Annotated in this window: 17 protein-coding genes; 7 read left to right on the top strand and 10 right to left on the bottom strand. The window is 36.6% G+C overall.

The genetic code is table 11. From position 1 onward, the window contains the following. Positions 1-3 precede the first annotated feature (3 nt). Entirely contained in the window at positions 4-708 is a 705-nt protein-coding gene (locus KIK00_RS02445) for a DUF4294 domain-containing protein (RefSeq protein WP_255814983.1), read from the top strand. A 21-nt stretch (positions 709-729) separates the two neighbouring features. Here the strand turns inward: KIK00_RS02445 and KIK00_RS02450 are convergent, their stop codons facing one another. Next, positions 730-1,146, bottom strand: coding sequence for an NUDIX domain-containing protein (locus KIK00_RS02450; protein WP_079241390.1), 417 nt, complete (start codon positions 1,144-1,146; stop codon positions 730-732). A gap of 110 nt (positions 1,147-1,256) precedes the next feature. Beyond that, positions 1,257-1,931: a tRNA (5-methylaminomethyl-2-thiouridine)(34)-methyltransferase MnmD gene (mnmD, locus tag KIK00_RS02455; RefSeq protein ID WP_255814984.1), complete on the bottom strand. Its 675-nt coding sequence runs from the start codon at positions 1,929-1,931 to the stop codon at positions 1,257-1,259. An 85-nt stretch (positions 1,932-2,016) separates the two neighbouring features. Between mnmD and KIK00_RS02460 the strand changes: the two genes are divergently transcribed. The 4 genes from KIK00_RS02460 to KIK00_RS02475 all read left to right on the top strand — a co-directional run bounded on the left by KIK00_RS02460 (position 2,017) and on the right by KIK00_RS02475 (position 5,273). After that, positions 2,017-3,087 (top strand): branched-chain amino acid aminotransferase, encoded by a 1,071-nt coding sequence (locus KIK00_RS02460; protein ID WP_255814985.1) that lies wholly within the window; start codon positions 2,017-2,019, stop codon positions 3,085-3,087. Positions 3,088-3,280: 193 nt separating this feature from the next. Further along, on the top strand, positions 3,281-3,793 hold the full coding sequence (locus KIK00_RS02465; RefSeq protein ID WP_255814986.1) for an FKBP-type peptidyl-prolyl cis-trans isomerase: 513 nt from the start codon (positions 3,281-3,283) through the stop codon (positions 3,791-3,793). A gap of 81 nt (positions 3,794-3,874) precedes the next feature. Continuing rightward, positions 3,875-4,912 carry a peptidylprolyl isomerase gene (locus tag KIK00_RS02470; RefSeq protein ID WP_255816646.1) on the top strand — a complete coding sequence of 346 codons (1,038 nt, stop codon included), beginning with the start codon at positions 3,875-3,877 and terminating at the stop codon, positions 4,910-4,912. A gap of 139 nt (positions 4,913-5,051) precedes the next feature. Further along, entirely contained in the window at positions 5,052-5,273 is a 222-nt protein-coding gene (locus tag KIK00_RS02475; RefSeq protein ID WP_255814987.1) for a hypothetical protein, read from the top strand. Positions 5,274-5,456: 183 nt separating this feature from the next. Here KIK00_RS02475 and KIK00_RS02480 read toward each other — a convergent pair whose 3' ends face one another. The 8 genes from KIK00_RS02480 to KIK00_RS02515 form a co-directional block, all read right to left on the bottom strand. After that, on the bottom strand, positions 5,457-5,687 hold the full coding sequence (locus KIK00_RS02480; protein ID WP_255814988.1) for a hypothetical protein: 231 nt from the start codon (positions 5,685-5,687) through the stop codon (positions 5,457-5,459). A gap of 820 nt (positions 5,688-6,507) precedes the next feature. After that, the gene (locus KIK00_RS02485; RefSeq protein ID WP_255814989.1) at positions 6,508-7,866 is read right to left on the bottom strand and encodes a M20/M25/M40 family metallo-hydrolase; all 1,359 of its coding nucleotides are present in this window, start codon (positions 7,864-7,866) and stop codon (positions 6,508-6,510) included. Positions 7,867-7,868: 2 nt separating this feature from the next. Then, complete coding sequence (locus KIK00_RS02490; protein WP_255814990.1) at positions 7,869-9,227, bottom strand: M20/M25/M40 family metallo-hydrolase; 1,359 nt, start codon at positions 9,225-9,227, stop codon at positions 7,869-7,871. A gap of 1 nt (position 9,228) precedes the next feature. Then, a complete protein-coding gene (locus KIK00_RS02495; RefSeq protein ID WP_255814991.1) occupies positions 9,229-10,632 on the bottom strand; it encodes a M28 family peptidase in 1,404 nt (467 codons plus the stop codon). Positions 10,633-10,687: 55 nt separating this feature from the next. Beyond that, positions 10,688-11,932, bottom strand: coding sequence for a DUF1015 domain-containing protein (locus tag KIK00_RS02500; RefSeq protein ID WP_255814992.1), 1,245 nt, complete (start codon positions 11,930-11,932; stop codon positions 10,688-10,690). Between the two features lie 2 nt (positions 11,933-11,934). Then, positions 11,935-12,900, bottom strand: coding sequence for a D-2-hydroxyacid dehydrogenase (locus tag KIK00_RS02505; protein WP_255814993.1), 966 nt, complete (start codon positions 12,898-12,900; stop codon positions 11,935-11,937). Between the two features lie 123 nt (positions 12,901-13,023). Next, positions 13,024-14,088 carry a 3-phosphoserine/phosphohydroxythreonine transaminase gene (gene serC / locus KIK00_RS02510; protein WP_209784798.1) on the bottom strand — a complete coding sequence of 355 codons (1,065 nt, stop codon included), beginning with the start codon at positions 14,086-14,088 and terminating at the stop codon, positions 13,024-13,026. A 109-nt stretch (positions 14,089-14,197) separates the two neighbouring features. After that, a complete protein-coding gene (locus KIK00_RS02515; RefSeq protein WP_047375361.1) occupies positions 14,198-14,548 on the bottom strand; it encodes a 4Fe-4S dicluster domain-containing protein in 351 nt (116 codons plus the stop codon). Between the two features lie 59 nt (positions 14,549-14,607). On the opposite strand from KIK00_RS02515, the gene KIK00_RS02520 reads away from it, so the two are divergent. Together KIK00_RS02520 and KIK00_RS02525 are read left to right on the top strand one after the other, a co-directional pair. Continuing rightward, positions 14,608-15,642, top strand: a complete 1,035-nt coding sequence (locus KIK00_RS02520; RefSeq protein WP_255814994.1) for an acyl-CoA reductase — start codon at positions 14,608-14,610, stop codon at positions 15,640-15,642. Positions 15,643-15,691: 49 nt separating this feature from the next. Then, positions 15,692-16,126: a peptidylprolyl isomerase gene (locus KIK00_RS02525; protein WP_255814995.1), complete on the top strand. Its 435-nt coding sequence runs from the start codon at positions 15,692-15,694 to the stop codon at positions 16,124-16,126. Positions 16,127-16,133: the final 7 nt, after the last annotated feature.

Here is a 16,133-nt window from a genome sequence, read left to right on the forward strand (position 1 = left end):
ATAATGAATTTTAGTAAGATTATCTGCCTTTTTATTTTCTTTTTTGGAGTCAGTATTTTTGGCCAAAAGGATGGCGTAGTGGCGAAACCGCTCAATCAATATCCACCTGAATCCTTGAAAACGGATGAATTTGGTAATAAATATTATTATGACGAGCAGCAAAAAGTCAAGATTTATGAAATCAACGGCGAACCTGTAGTTGTATTAGATGAATTGGTTTTGGTTAATAAACCGAGATTTAATAATCAGCTGGATAAAAATTACTACTATTTCCTTAATAAAAAGCTGTACAGAGTATATCCGCTATTTGTGACTGCACTACAACAGTACAGGGATATCCAGAAAGATATGAATGATATGGATAGCAAGGCTAAAAGAAAATTTGTAAGAGAACGACAGAATATGCTGGCAGATCAATATGAAAAACAACTGAGAGATCTTACCACTACCGAAGGGCAGGTTTTTGCAAAGCTGATGAACAGAGCTACCGGAAAAAACGTCTATGAAATCATCAAAGAACTGAGAGGCGGATGGAGTGCTTTCTGGTGGAATGTAAAAGGAAAAATGGCCGATATTGATCTGAAAGACCACTACGATCCACACAATAACAGAACTGATGAATTTGTAGAGTCATTGCTTCAGTCCAATTGGAATTCAGGATATCTGCAGCCTTATCCGGGAGCGAATGATTTTAAAGTCAAGAAATAATATAAATTCCTGTAAGTATTCTTACAGGAATTTTTCTTTTAATTTATCAAATACAATCTTATCTATCGGAAGAGGGAAAGGGTTATCTGGTCTGTCTATATCAATCCACTCTGTTTTTTCGATGCAGGGATCCAGGATAATAAAATCTTCTTCATTCACTATATCTACTATATAATATATGGTAAGAAGCTGTTCGTTTTCTTTGAAGCGGGAAACCAGGAAGTTTTCCTGGGTATAAAAATGTTCCAGAACATTGATCTTTACATTCAGCTCTTCATCAAATTCACGATGCAGGCATTCCAGTACTCCTTCACCATATTCCAATCCGCCACCCGGAAATTTCATTAAAGGTTCGCCGGCATATTCTTCAAATAAAGTCAGAACTTGTTTATCTTTTACCGCACATGCATACACTCTAATGTTGATCTTATCTATCATATATATAATGTATAATAATTTGTATAGCTAATGTAAGAAATTTTTGTGAGGAGAAAAGGAACAAAAAAGCGAAAATATACATTTACTTATGAACAATTTCTTCTTTGTACTTACAGCTTTATTGCATTGATCATCTCTCTTTTTCCCGGAGGTCCCTGTTTTTTTTCTACCTGGAAATTCAGTTCCTGAAGAATTCTTCTTACGCTGCCTTTGGAAGAGTAGGTGGTTAATAATCCGTTAATGGCCATTTTGTCAGAAACCAGTTCAAATAATGGTTTTTCCCAAAGATCAGGCTGCACTCTGGCACCGAAACAATCAAAATAAACAAGATTGATTTCAGGCAAATCGATGTCTTTTAGGTCAAAAAAATCACATTCTATCTTTTTTAAGTGGAATCCACTAATAATTTCTACTGACTTCTCCCAATCTGACAGATGAATTTTCTGATAAATATTTTTAAACTCAGGGTTGTCAAAATGTTCAAAGTAAGCCAAATCCTTAACTTCAGATTCATTTATGGGATATTTTTCAAGCGAAAAATAATTGATGACATGATTTTTGTCAGTTTTTAAATATTCATTAATTGTTACTAAAACATTCAAACCTGTTCCAAAACCGAGTTCTAAAATATTAATTTCGCAATCATTTATTAAATTTAGTCCGTTTTTAATAAACACATGTTCGGCTTCCTGAAGTGCTCCGTGATGAGAATGGTAGTTTTCGTTTAATTCATTGATAAACAATGTTTTACTGCCGTCGTTTGTGGTCTTAATCTCTCTTTTCAAGCTATTTTTTTGTCAAATTTACTCTAAAATTTTTATATTTAGAAAATTATGTTAAATTTGTAGAACATCGTAAAAATTTTAAAAAATGATAATTCAAAAAACTGAAAACTCCAGAATTTCTACATTTGACCCTAACGATTTTTCATTTGGTGGTACTTTCATAGATCATATGATTATATGTGAGTATGAAAATGGGAAATGGGGTGATGTAAAATTAGTTCCTTACGGTCCGATTCCATTTACACCTGCCATGATGGGAGTAAACTATGGACAAGCTTGTTTTGAAGGTATGAAAGCCTATAAAGACAAAGACGGGCAGGTTTTCCTTTTCAGGCCTGAAAAGAATTTTGAACGTATCAATAAGTCGGCAAAGCGTCTTGCTATGCCTGAGGTAACTGAAGAAATGTTTTTAGACGGATTAAAAGCTTTGGTAGATATGGATAGAGAGTGGATTCCACAGGGGGAAGGAATGTCTCTTTATATCAGACCATTGATTTTTGCTACGGAGGAAGCTTTGAAAGCAAGAGTATCTAATAAATATATGTTTGCCATCGTTGCAACACCAGCGAAGAGCTACTATTCTGAGCCGGTATCTGTAAAAATCTCTGATCACTATTCTAGAGCTGCAAACGGAGGAGTAGGTTCTGCAAAAGCTGCAGGTAACTATGCTGCTTCATTCTATCCGACTCAGTTGGCAATTGAAGAAGGTTACGAGCAAATTATCTGGACGGATGATGCTACTCACGAATATTTCGAAGAGAGTGGTACAATGAATGTATTTGTAAGAATCAACGATACTATTTATACACCTCCAACATCTGAGAAAATCCTTGACGGAGTAACAAGAGACAGTTTCATTCAGTTAGCTAAGAAAAGAGGAATCGAAGTAAAAGTAGAACCAATTCCTGTGAAAACAGTGATTGAAGCTTTGAAGAATGGTTCTCTTAAAGAAGTATGGGGAGTAGGTACGGCAGTGGTAACCACTCAGTTCCAGGCTTTAGGATACCAGGGTGAGAAATTGGCGCTTCCAAGATTATCTGACGAAGAAAGCTTTGCTGCTATTCTTAAGAAAGACTTGGTAGACCTTCAGAACAACCTGTCTGAAGATCCTTTCGGATGGAGAGTTACTGTAGATCATGCTTTAGAAACAGTTTAACAGTAAATAAATAACTATATGAAAGCCGGGTTTTTCCCGGCTTTTTATTTTTCTTAAAAACTAAAATTTAGCTTAAATATTTAAATCACTTTGCGGAAGTTAAGCTGGGATTTCTATTCTCATCAAATTGTTCTTGTAAATACGGGATAAGTTTTGTAATTAATTCGCGAAATGTGTATTTTCGCAGAAGTTTATGAAAAAAATACTCTTCATATCAGTCATAAGCCTGTTGAGCTGCAATAGAAATGCACAGACGGCCCATCCTCCTGTAGGTGGTGTTTTAAGCCAAAAAGATCTGGATGTTTCTAAAAACAGGATGAAAAATCTTAACGCCATAGAAAGAGGCCAGATTCAGGATTGGATCAGTGGTCAGTCTGTGAAGTATTATCCTACGCAGCTTAATTACTGGGTAACGGCGGAAGGTTATGATCAGAGAGAAAGAAGAAAAGACGAATCATTGATTTCTTACTCTTATGATCTGTATGATTTTGACCAGACTAAAATCTATGACCAGTCTTTTGAGAGAAGAGATGCCAAATTCGGGCACTTTGATGAACTGAGAGCTGTGGAGAACGCTTTGCGTTTTATACATGATGGAGAGGAAGTAACGCTTTTGGTACCGTCTTCTTTAGCCTACGGAACTTACGGAGACGAAAAGAAAATAGACAACGACATTCCATTAATCATAAAATTAAAAGCCCTATAATACATGAAATTGTTTAACAAGAATATAATTCTGGCAGCGGCAAGTATCTCGCTGATGAGTTGTACCCCAATTTATAAAAAAATGAACGTAGACAAAGAAACTTACGAAGGTCTTAATGACGGACTTTATGCCAATCTTCAAACTACAAAAGGTAACTTAATTGTAAAGTTTGAGGATAAGAAAGCACCAGTAACTGTAGCCAACTTTATCGGTCTTGCAGAAGGGAAAATCGACAACAAAGCTAAGGCTAAGGGAGTTCCTTACTATGATGGAACTATTTTCCACAGAGTGATCAAAGATTTCATGATCCAGGGGGGAGACCCTAAAGGAACTGGAGCAGGTGATCCGGGATATAAATTCGAGGACGAAAGAAACGACCTTAAACATACAGGAAAAGGTATTCTTTCTATGGCAAACTCAGGACCTAATACAAATGGTTCTCAGTTCTTCATCACTGAAGTTGCTACACCTTGGTTAGACGGAAAACACACCATCTTCGGAAAAGTGGTAAAAGGTAACGATGTAATTGATGCTATTGCTAACGTTGAAAAAGGAGCTCAGGATAAGCCTAAAACAGATATCGTTTTAGAAAAAGTTTCTGTTTTCAGTAAAGGTGACGAGTACAAGCACTACGATGCAGCTAAAACTTTCAACGAGGGAAAAGCTAAAATCGCAGAAAACAACAAAGCCTTCATTGCTAAAGAAGAAGCTGAAAAGAAGAAGAAAGAAGAAGAATTCAAAGCTAACCAGGAGAAATTAGTTGAAAACTTAAAAGCTGGTATGCAAAAAACTGAATCAGGTCTTTACTATAAAATCACAAAAACTGCTGACGGTAAAGCTCCAAAAGCTGGTGATAATGTATCTGTACATTATGCAGGTAAACTGGTAGACGGAACTGAGTTCGATTCTTCATTCAAAAGAAATGAACCGATCGAAATTCCAATCGGAATGGGAAGAGTAATCAAAGGATGGGATGAAGGTATCCTGTTGTTGAAAGAAGGTGAAACTGCTACGTTATTGATTCCGCCAGCAATGGCTTACGGAGAAAGAGGTGCAGGAGGAGTGATCCCGCCAAACTCTTGGTTAGTTTTCGATGTTGAGCTTGTAAAAGTAAAATAATTGAATCTTTTTAAGATATGAAAACCGTTCCGGAAGGGACGGTTTTTTTGTTTATACAAATACCGTAGAAATACGGATTTCAGCAAATGTCAATTACGTCTATCTTTACCCAACACTTATAAGAAACAAAATAAAAAATATGTTTGATCTGAATTACGACCTCATAAAAAAAGAAATTGAGTCAGAAATGTGTGAAGAACACGGTCTGCATCCGGAATTGATTAAAACAGATGAAGGCTTCGGAATAAAAGCCTGTTGTGAACCTTTCAGGGAAAAGATGGTTGAAAAGTCCGGAAAAATAATTGAAGAAGAAACCAAGAAGATTCTTGATGAAATGATGAAGGATCTGTTTAAAGAATAAGTTTTTACGATGTTAAGATAACTTTGTTATCACTAGCTGCTCCGGAGGGGGTGGCTTTTTTTGCTGTAAATATTATTTGTGATCAAAATGAAAAACTGACAACATGTATTTTTATTAATTTAAAAAACCGCCCCAAACAGGACGGTTTTTTTAGTAAAAATTAATTGAAAGTTATATGTTCTCTTATCTTTTCTTCATACTTGTCCCGGACAGGGAACTGATGAATACAAGGCCGAAGCCGATATAAGCGGCAAATGCCGTCAGATATATAATTAAGCTGTTAAAGCTTGGTTTTAAGGCGTATACCAATACAGAAAAGGCAGCAAAACTTAATACGAGCAATAAGCTCCAGATGTTTATTTTTGCAGCATCTTCATTTCTCTTAAAAATCATTTCAAAAAAGTCTCTCATCATTACTTACATTTTAAGGGTTATACATTAATTAATAAGGTAAATGCGCACTCATCACGGTAAAAAGAATAAATTCCTTTACAGGGCTAAGGTTCACGATGACTTTGCCATTTATTTATATCATAATACCGGGCTGAAAGTCCGGGATATTTTTGTTTTTTTGAATCAATAAATGATTCTTGGTTATTGTGATACCAGTTAGATACGGGGTGCAAAATTGCTATGAAAAATCAACGGGGGTTAATTAATCACGAACCCGTATCTGTTACGGCATCGTAGAAAAAAAAGGATTCATATACTAGATATGAATTTGAATCAGTGGAAAAACTGAAAATCCACAGAAAACCTTTTTTCTCATCCTTAGTGTTTTTTTAATTTTTTCTCAATATTTTACATGCTAATATCATGCCAAATTGAAAGTTTCTCGATTAACACTTTGTTTCACGGGATTGATGAAGCTCCTGATGAAGCATGTTTTCATCTATTATTTCCTTAAACAAAGAAAAATTTTCTGTTTTTAAGGTTGAGTTGTCTGAAACAAAGAAAATATTACGGTGAAATTATTTTTTTTAGATTTAAAATACTTTAAAATTATTTAGAACGTGCATCGGGAAATTTAAAAGACCATTAGTAATCTTTAAAACACAAATACCACGAATGGCTTTGCACAAATTCCACAAATCAGATTGGATGTAAAATTAATTGATCAAAAACACAATCATGTGTGTCAATTCAATAAATCAGATGATAACCCGTTCCTATTGAAATAATAAAAAGTCTATAAAAAACAAAAACCGCCTCTAAAGACGGTTTTTTATATTTGTTACCAGTTTTTATCAATCAAGTAGATAATCTGTGTCAAAGCTGTAGCTCCCAATAAAAGCTCTCTTCGGTTCACTTTTTCAAAAGTATCTTCTTCTGTATGGTGAATATCGAAATAACGCTGAGAATCCGGCATCAATTCAGCGGCAGGAATTCCCATATCATGAAGTGGATAAAGGTCTGTTCCGGAAAATCGCTCTTCAAAATTGTAAATTCCATAGGGAAGAAATAGACTTGACCAGGCTTTGATCTGATTTCTTTTGGCATCATCCATATCCAGAGCAATTCCTCTAGGTGCAAAACCTCCGGCATCCGTTTCTATAGCAAAAAGATGTTTTTCATTTTTCTCTTTTACGGTTTTACCATATTGGATTCCGCCTTTTACTCCATTTTCTTCATTGGCGAAGCAGACTACTCTGATGGTGTGGTTGTTCGGAATTCCTAACCTTTTAAAGGTTCTCAGGACCTCAATACTTTGAACAATTCCGGCTCCGTCGTCATGGGCTCCTTCCCCTACATCCCAGGAATCAAGGTGTCCGCCAACAACAATGACACTCTGGTCTTTTTTGCCGGTGATTTCCCCGATGACAGAATGGGAAAGCTTTTCACCTTTCATTCCACAGTTAGAATTAAGTTTAGCAGTGATTTTCTGATTTTTCAGTAAGGTTTCCAGCTCATCTGCGGTAGCGCTTCCGATGGCTACGGCTGGTATTTTGGAGACCTTGTCCTCGTATCGCATTGCTCCCGTGTGAGGCACATCATCAAAAGCTGACGACAGAGATCTGATAATAGCAAACCTGCCTCCTTTTTTAGCTGTTAATGAAGCTGCTGTTGTTCTGTATTTTGCAGCATCACCATATGCTTTGAAAGTCTCTATAAATGACTGACTGAAAGGGTAGTTGAAGAATACAATCTTATCTTTCACTTTTTCAACAGGAAGTTTGTCATATTCTTCCATGGATTTTACCATAATGATTTCTCCTGAAATATCTTTTCCTCCTGTTCCTTCAGAATTTCCTAGGGAAAGCATTTTAAGACTTTTCCATTTTCCGTTAGAGACCTGGATGTGCAGAGATTCCTTTCCTCTTACCCATACCGGGATCATGACTTCCTGAAGCCAGACTTTATCAGCTCCGGCATCACGGAGTTTCTGTGCAGCCCATTGTACAGATTTCTCATAAGCTTCAGATCCGCTTAAACGATGTCCGATATTTTTTGTGAGCTCTCTCAGCTCAGTATATCCTTTTCCATTATTCAGGATTTCTGTAGAAATTTTTCTGAACTGGATAGAATCTTCTTTAGACTGGCCAAAAGCAGCCATTCCAAAAAGCAATAATGAAGTTCCTAGTATCTTTTTCATTGTTACCAATTTTTATCAATCATATAAATAAGTTGTGTCATCACCGCAGAACCAAGTAAGAGTTCTCTTCGGCTGACTTTTTCAAAAGTGTCTTCTTCTGTATGGTGAATATCAAAATAACGCTGCGGATCGGGAACCAGTTCAGCTGTGGGAACTCCCATCTCATGGAGCGGAGCAATATCGGATCCTGAATATTTACCTTCGAAATTATAAACTCCATAAGGTAAAAACAGGTTAATCCAGCTTTTGATTTGGTTTCTTTGAGGATCATTCATTTCCAGGGAAATTCCCCGTGGTGAAAAACCTCCGGCATCCGTTTCTATGGCGAAAAGATGTTTTTCGTTGTTTTCTTTGGTAATTTTGCCATATTCTTTTCCGCCTTTTGTTCCGTTTTCTTCGTTGGCAAAACAGACCGCGCGAATGGTATGGTTGTTTTGTATTCCTAATTTTTTAAATGTTCTCAAGACCTCGATACTTTGCACAATTCCGGCTCCGTCATCATGAGCGCCTTCCCCTACATCCCAGGAATCAAGGTGACCGCCAACAACAATAACGCTCTGGTCTTTTTTGCCGGTGATTTCCCCGATTACAGAATGGGAAAGCTTTTCACCTTTCATTCCACAGTTGGAGTTAAGTTTGGCCGTTACTTTCTGTTTTTTCAACAGCATTTCCAGTTCATCAGCAGAAGTATTTCCAATGGTAATAGCCGGTATTTTTGAAATGTTTTCATCATAGCGCATATTGCCTGTGTGAGGAACATCGTCAAAAGCGGAAGAAAGTGACCGGATGATAGCAAATTTCCCTCCTTTTTTAGCTGTTAATGAAGCGGCAGTTCTTCTGTAAGCGCCTGCTTCACGATAAGAAATAAAGGTTTGTACATTCCCCTGATTAAAAGGGTAGTTGAAGAACACAATCTTATCTTTTACTTTTTCTGCAGGAAGTTTATCATATTCTTCAAGCGATTTTACCATGATGATTTCTCCTGAGACATCTTTTCCGTTTGTACCTTCGGAATTTCCGAGAGAAAGCATTTTAAGACTTTTCCATTTTCCGTTCGAGGCCTGGATGTGCAGAGATTCTTTTCCTCTTACCCATACCGGGATCATGACTTCCTGAAGCCAGACTTTATCAGCTCCGGCATCACGGAGTTTCTGTGCAGCCCATTGTACAGATTTCTCATAAGCTTCAGAACCGCTTAAACGATGTCCGATATTTTTTGTGAGCTCTCTCAGCTCAGTATATCCTTTTCCATTATTCAGGATTTCTGTAGAAATTTTTCTGAACTGGATAGAATCTTCTTTAGACTGGCCAAAAGCAGCCATTCCAAAAAGCAATAATGAAGTGCCTAGTATCTTTTTCATACTACCAGTTTTTATCAACCATAAAAATCATTTGTGTAATGGCTACTGCTCCGAGAAGTAATTCTCTTTTGTTCACTTTGTCAAAAGTATCCTGTTCAGAATGGTGGTAATCGAAATATCTCTGTGTATCTACCACCAGCTCTGCTAAAGGAATGTCGAGTTTTTTTAAAGGTGAAATATCCTGAATAGCCTCTGTTTGGTCGAAATCATAAACACCATAAGGAAGAAAATATTCTTTCCATGGATAAATCAATCTTCTTCTTTGAGGTGACATATCAAGAGAAAATCCTCGTGGAGAATAGCCTCCGGCATCTGTTCCTAGGGCAAAAATGTGTTTTTCATCTCTCTTTTTTACAAAAGCGGCATACATCTCACGGCCCTGGCCTCCGTTTTCACTGTTGGCGTACAAAACTACGCGGATGGTGTGGTTATTTTCGTATCCAAGTGCCTTCAGTGTTCTTAAAACTTCAATACACTGAACCACACCTGTTCCATCATCAATGGCACCTTCACCAAAATCCCACGAATCAAGCTGAGCACCTAAAACAATGACTTTAGAATCTTTTTTGCCTTGAATTTCAGCAATAATATTTGGATTTGTAATATCACCTTTTGATTCGGCAGTCATGTTGATTTTAGCAGTGACTTTTTGCTTTTTTATTATTTTTTCCAACTCATCTGCGGATCTTACTCCAATGGATAAAGCAGGTATTTTAATTTTATCATCGGGTTCGTAGTAAATCATTTTGGCATGAGGAGTATCATCATTAGCTGTTGTCAGTGATCTTATAATTAATGCTTTTGCGCCTGTTTTAGCAATGATGGAAGCAGAAATTAATTTTGATTTTGCAGTCTGCAGATAAGAATCACTTGTATTGATAGTTTTCGGGTCCATAGGAACATTCACGAAAACGATCTTGTCTTTTAACTGGCCTATGGACATTGCATTAAGCTCTGAAGTGGAATTAATTAGAACAACTTCACCTGTCAGGTCTTTTCCGCCTGTTCCTTCAGAGTTTCCAAAAGAAAGCATTCTGATATTTTTCCAGTCTCCATTTCCCACTTTTATCTGCAAAGATTCTTTTCCTCTGATCCAGACAGGTGCTTTGGCTTCTTGTCTCCAGATCATATCAATACCTATTTCCTTGAACTTTTTTTCAGCCCATTCTACGGCTTTTGTATAGCCGGGAGTTGCGCTGAAACGTGACCCGATTCCTTTCGTAAGTTCTCCAAGATTATCATAAGCCTTACCATTGGTCATGATTTCATCTGAGATTTTTCTGAATTCATCATGATAATTGAATTTGGCAAGTGTTGTTTTTTTTGCCGGACTTTTTTGTGGCTTTTTTTGAGAAAATAAAAATCCACTCAAAAAGAGTGGAAGTATAATGAATATTTTTTTCATTTTTTATTTACCTTTCTTTTTCCTTTGATAAAAGTAGGGAAAAAATGGGAATTTATTAAGGTTTCATATCGTACATTACCAGGGCTGTAATCAATTTTGGTTCAATAAATGTACATTTTGGAGGCATGCTTAATCTTAAATCCGAAATTTTAATCATGTCATTAAAACTTACAGGATAAATTCCGAAACCAACTTTACCTTCGCCACTGTCTACTTTTTCTTTTAAAAGATTGATTCCGTTGATATTGGATGTTCCTTTTACATAAGAAATAAGCTCAGAGCTGTCCGGATCTTCAATTTTCAGGATATTTTTGAAAATATACTTGTCAATAAGGTGGTGATCCAGGTTATCAAGAGACATTTCCTTGGAACGGAGATCGTGCTTCACATGAAGAGAATAGAACTTCCCATCCATATACATTGAAATATGGAATTTCTGAGAAGGGTAGTAGGAGGTTTCTCCTTTTTCATGGATAAGGAAATAATGTTCAAGTTCCTTCAGAAAAGCTTCGGGAGAAATACCATTCAGATCATGTAAGATTCTGTTATAATCATGAATTTTAATAGACTGATTGGAAACAATAAAACTGTAGACAAAGTTGTAAAGCTCAGTACCGTTATGTTTTTTGTTTTTTTCTTTGTGATATTTAGCATTTATTGCTGTAGAGCCAATTCTGTGGTGTCCGTCAGCAATATAAAATGAATCAATCTGATCAATCACTTCTTTAAACTGCTGTAGTTTCAGGCGGTTGTCTATTCTCCAGATTTTGTGTCTGATACCAATGGTATCCACATGGTTGAAGATAGGGACGTTTTTTTCCTCATGATTCATCAGCAGCTCAATTTTTGAGTTGGCAGGATAGGTAAGCAATACAGGTTCTGCCTGTAGGTTTACTTTTTCAAGATAATGGGCCAGTTTTTCTTTTTTCTGAGGAATGGTACTTTCATGTCTTTTGATTTTTCCATTCCAGAAATCTTCAATACTTGCTAATCCCAGAAGTCCTCTGAACACCTGTTTGTTGGGGTAGATCTGCTCATAAAGATAGTAGGCTGAATTGTCCTGGACCAATTTCTTCTCGTCCAGAAGTTCTTCAAATGTAGAACGGATCTTTCGCAGGTTCCGGTCAATATCTTTAGATTTACTTACAACATATGGTTTGATCATATTGATGTAAGTATTTTCAACTTGAGCCTTCTCTGTGATCTCTTCCTGGGTAAAATTATCCAGTGGATGGGTAGGGAAGGTGCTCTCGAAGTCTCTATGAGGTCTTATTCCACGGAAAGGTTTAAAAACAGGCATATTTATCTTATAGTTTCTTTTTGTAGCTTAATAATTTGTTCTGCAAGTTCGATACCGATTTTTTCCTGAGCATCTACTGTATTTCCTCCAACATGCGGAGAAAGAGATAGTGCAGGGTTCATCAGTAAAGGAAGCTCCGGGCTTGGTTCGTTTTCAAAAACGTCTAATGCAGCTCCGGCTACTTTCCCTGACTCGATAAAATCAATCAGTGTCACTTCATTGATGACACCTCCTCTTGCAGTATTTACAATATAGACCCCGTCTTTCATTTTTTCAAACTGAGGGGTGTCTATAATATATTCATTCGTTTTCGGCGTATTGATGCTGATGAAGTCTGCATCTTTCAGGAATGCATCCATATCATTGGTGGAAGTGATTTCAAAGTTGACAGACTGTCCGTCAAAGAAATTCAGGGTTAGAACTTCTGTTTTAGGGCTTCTTGTAAGAACAGTTATTTTCATTCCTAAAGAAATTCCTATTTTTATGACTTCCTGACCAATACTTCCAAAGCCGATTACTCCTAATGTTTTCCCTGAAAGTTCATACGCATTACTGAATGACTTTTTCATAGCGCTGAAATGAGTATCTCCTTCCAAAGGCATCAGTCTGTTGGATTCGTGAAGGAATCTTGCCAGGGAAATGAAATGTCCGAAAACTAATTCTGCCACTGATTTTGAAGATGCCGTAGGAGTATTGATTACTTTAATACCCTTGCTTTTGGCATATTCCACATCAATGTTGTCCATCCCGATACCGCCTCTTCCAATGATTTTAAGGCCGGGACATGCGTCAATCAGATCTTGTCTCACTTTTGTTACACTTCTTACAAGAAGAACGTCCACATTATTATCGTTGATAAAATTAATAACGTGATCCTGAGCCACTCTATTGTCCAGGATTTCTATTCCGGCTTCTTTTAAAGCATTTTCTCCTGCTTTTGAGATTCCATCGTTAGCTAAAACTTTCATGAGTTATTTGATTTAAAGATTGAAAAATATGAATATTTCAAAATTTTAAAACTGAGGCGCAAATTAATAAATTTAAATTAACTGCTTTTCAATCTTTCAATCTTTGAATTTTTAATGCTTTAATTATTTGATTGACTTCATTACATCCACCAAAACCTGTACACTTTCAATAGGTAAGGCATTGTATAAGCTTGCTCTGTATCCGCCCAGGCTTCTGTGTCCGTTTAATCCACTGATTCCTGCAGCTTTCCATGCGTTATCAAATTCTTCTTTCTTGCTTTCATCTGTAATTTTGAAAGAAACATTCATCAATGAACGGTCTTCTTTTACGCAGAAAGTTTCGAATAACGGATTGCTGTCGATTTCATCATATAAAAGCTTGGCTTTTGCTTCGTTTCTCTGCTCTGCAGCAGCAATTCCTCCGTTTTTTTCAAGATACTGAAGGGTAAGTAAAGAAGCATATACAGGGAATACCGGTGGCGTATTGTACATGGATTCTTTAGCGATATGCTGAGAGTAATCCAGGATAGAAAACATATTCTCTCTTCCTGTTTTACCAAGGATTTCTTTTTTTATCACTACTAAAGTAACTCCTGCAGGTCCCATATTCTTCTGAGCACCGGCATAGATCAGATCAAATTTGGAAAAATCGAGCTGTCTTGAAAAAATATCAGAACTCATATCACAAACCATTAGTGTATCCACTTCTGGGAAAGACTTCATTTGAGTTCCATAAATTGTGTTGTTGGAAGTACAGTGGAAATAATCGTATTCCGCACCTACAGTATAATCTTTAGGAATAAAAGAATAATTTTCTTCTTTTGAAGAACCTACTACATCTACTGTTCCTACTTTTTTTGCTTCTTTGATGGCTCCGGCTGCCCATGTTCCTGTATCCAGGTAAGCTGCTTTTCCACCTACTTTCATCAGGTTGTAAGGAACCATTGCAAACTGCAGGCTGGCACCTCCACCTAAATAAAGTACTTCATAATCATCACCAAGATTCATCAGTCTTTTTACAATTGCACGCGCTTCGTCCATTACAGCAACGAAGTCTTTACTTCTGTGAGAAATTTCAAGAAGAGACAATCCGATACCATTAAAGTCCAGGATAGCCTGTGCTGATTTTTCAAATACCTCTTGTGGTAAAATACATGGTCCTGCGCTGAAGTTGTGCTTTTTGTTCATATTTTTATTTTTTGGTTGCTTCCGGACTGTATAATCCTTCAGCTTTATTTTTGGTTAAATTGAATTTTGGACAAAAAAACCGCCTCACAGATGATGAGACGGAAATTTTTTATTCGCCGTGTAAGAATGCTTTTTTATTAAGCAGAGATTCTTCAGATTCTACGTGATCCTCGTCAGGAACACAACAGTCTACAGGACATACAGCCGCACACTGTGGTTCTTCATGGAATCCTTTACATTCTGTACATTTATCTGTTACAATGAAATATACATCATCACTTACAGGTTCCTGTGGTGCATCTGCATCTACAGTAAGTCCCGACGGCATTGTTATTGTACCTTGAAGAGCCGTACCGTCAGAAGCTTTCCAATCTACAGCTCCTTCATATATTGCATTGTTTGGACATTCCGGTTCGCAAGCCCCGCAATTAATGCATTCATCAGTTATTTTAATAGCCATCGCTAATTTTTTTTAAATTTGCACAAAATTACAAAATATTCCCCAATTTTAAAGTAATTATGAATACCGAAAATCAAGTTTTAGGACTTATTAAATTAAGTGATTATATAAAAGCGTTTTTAGCGAAGAAACCGGAGGATCACAATGAAGATGATGTTGATATTGAATTATTGTTGAAAAGGTCTGAAATAGAGAACCCGTGGTTTACTATTGATAATCAGAAATTTGCTTTGCAGCAGTGGGCAGATCTTTTGACTGAAGAAAATATCAAGAAGTGGCTTGGAAATTATTCAATCTCTAAAATATCAAAAAGAGTTGGACTTATTTTAGCCGGAAATATTCCTTTGGTAGGATTTCATGATGTGATGTCTGTTGTTTTGGGCAATCATATTCCTGTTATTAAACTGTCTTCAAAGGATAAGCGCATGATTCCGTTTTTATTAAAGAAATGGAATGAATTTTCCAATGAGAGTGTAGTGTTTGAATTTGTAGAAAGATTAGAAAATTTTGATGCAGTTATTGCTACAGGAAGCAATAATACAGCCAGATATCTGGAATATTATTTTAAAAATCATTTAAGCATTATCCGTAAGAACAGGACTTCTGTTGCGGTGTTGAAAGGTGATGAAACGAATGAAGAACTGGAGCTGCTGGCAAAAGATATTTTCCAGTATTTTGGGCTTGGATGCCGAAATGTGACGAGAATTTTTATTCCGCAGGATTTTGTCATTGACAGATTGTTTGAAAGCTTCTTAGAATTCCAGGATATTATCAATCATAATAAGTATGCCAATAACTATGATTATAATAGAGCGGTTTATCTTTTGAACCAGGACAAATTCTGGGATAATAACTTTGTGATGCTGAAAGAAGATGATAAACTGTTTAGTCCGCTTTCCGTAATCAATTTCAGCAGATATGAGTCTTTGGATGATGTGAAAACTTTTATTGCTGAAAATGAAGAAAATATTCAGTGTATAGTAGCAAAAGAAGAGATCGGGCTGAATGCGATTTCATTTGGTGAAGCGCAAAATCCAGGGCTTGATACCTATGCGGATAACGTGGATACAATGAAATTTTTAGAACTGGTCTGATTTTCGTATCTTCCATCACTTATTTCACCAGATAACAAAAATGAATACTATGAAAAAATTATTGCTGGGACTTGCTCTTGTGGGCGGACAGTTGGTGTTTGCTCAGAAGACGGGTGTGAAGGTTGAGAACAGTCAAAAGAAAGAGCAGCCAGCTGCTATAAGTAAGGAGAAAGTAAGTCTTTACAATGACAACTTTCTTAAGTTTGTTGAGGCTTTACAAGCTTCTGACCGTACGGCAATTGATGGATTACTTTCTGAGAAGGTAAAGGAAATTGTGACGGATAATGTTCTTAAAAAGGTCAAAGATGGCATTGACCCAAATAAAAAGCTTGAAATCTTAAAAGCAGGATATTATAAAACAATGGATGGTACCAATCATCCAAGTATTAAATATAAATATGCAGGAGAATCATCTTCCAAAGAGGCCATTACGGCTGTATTTGAAGATGACGGGAAAATTCTGGGTGTACTGCCTGCGAAATAAGATTAAA

This window comes from Chryseobacterium sp. MA9, from assembly GCF_024399315.1.
Lineage (GTDB): Bacteria > Bacteroidota > Bacteroidia > Flavobacteriales > Weeksellaceae > Chryseobacterium.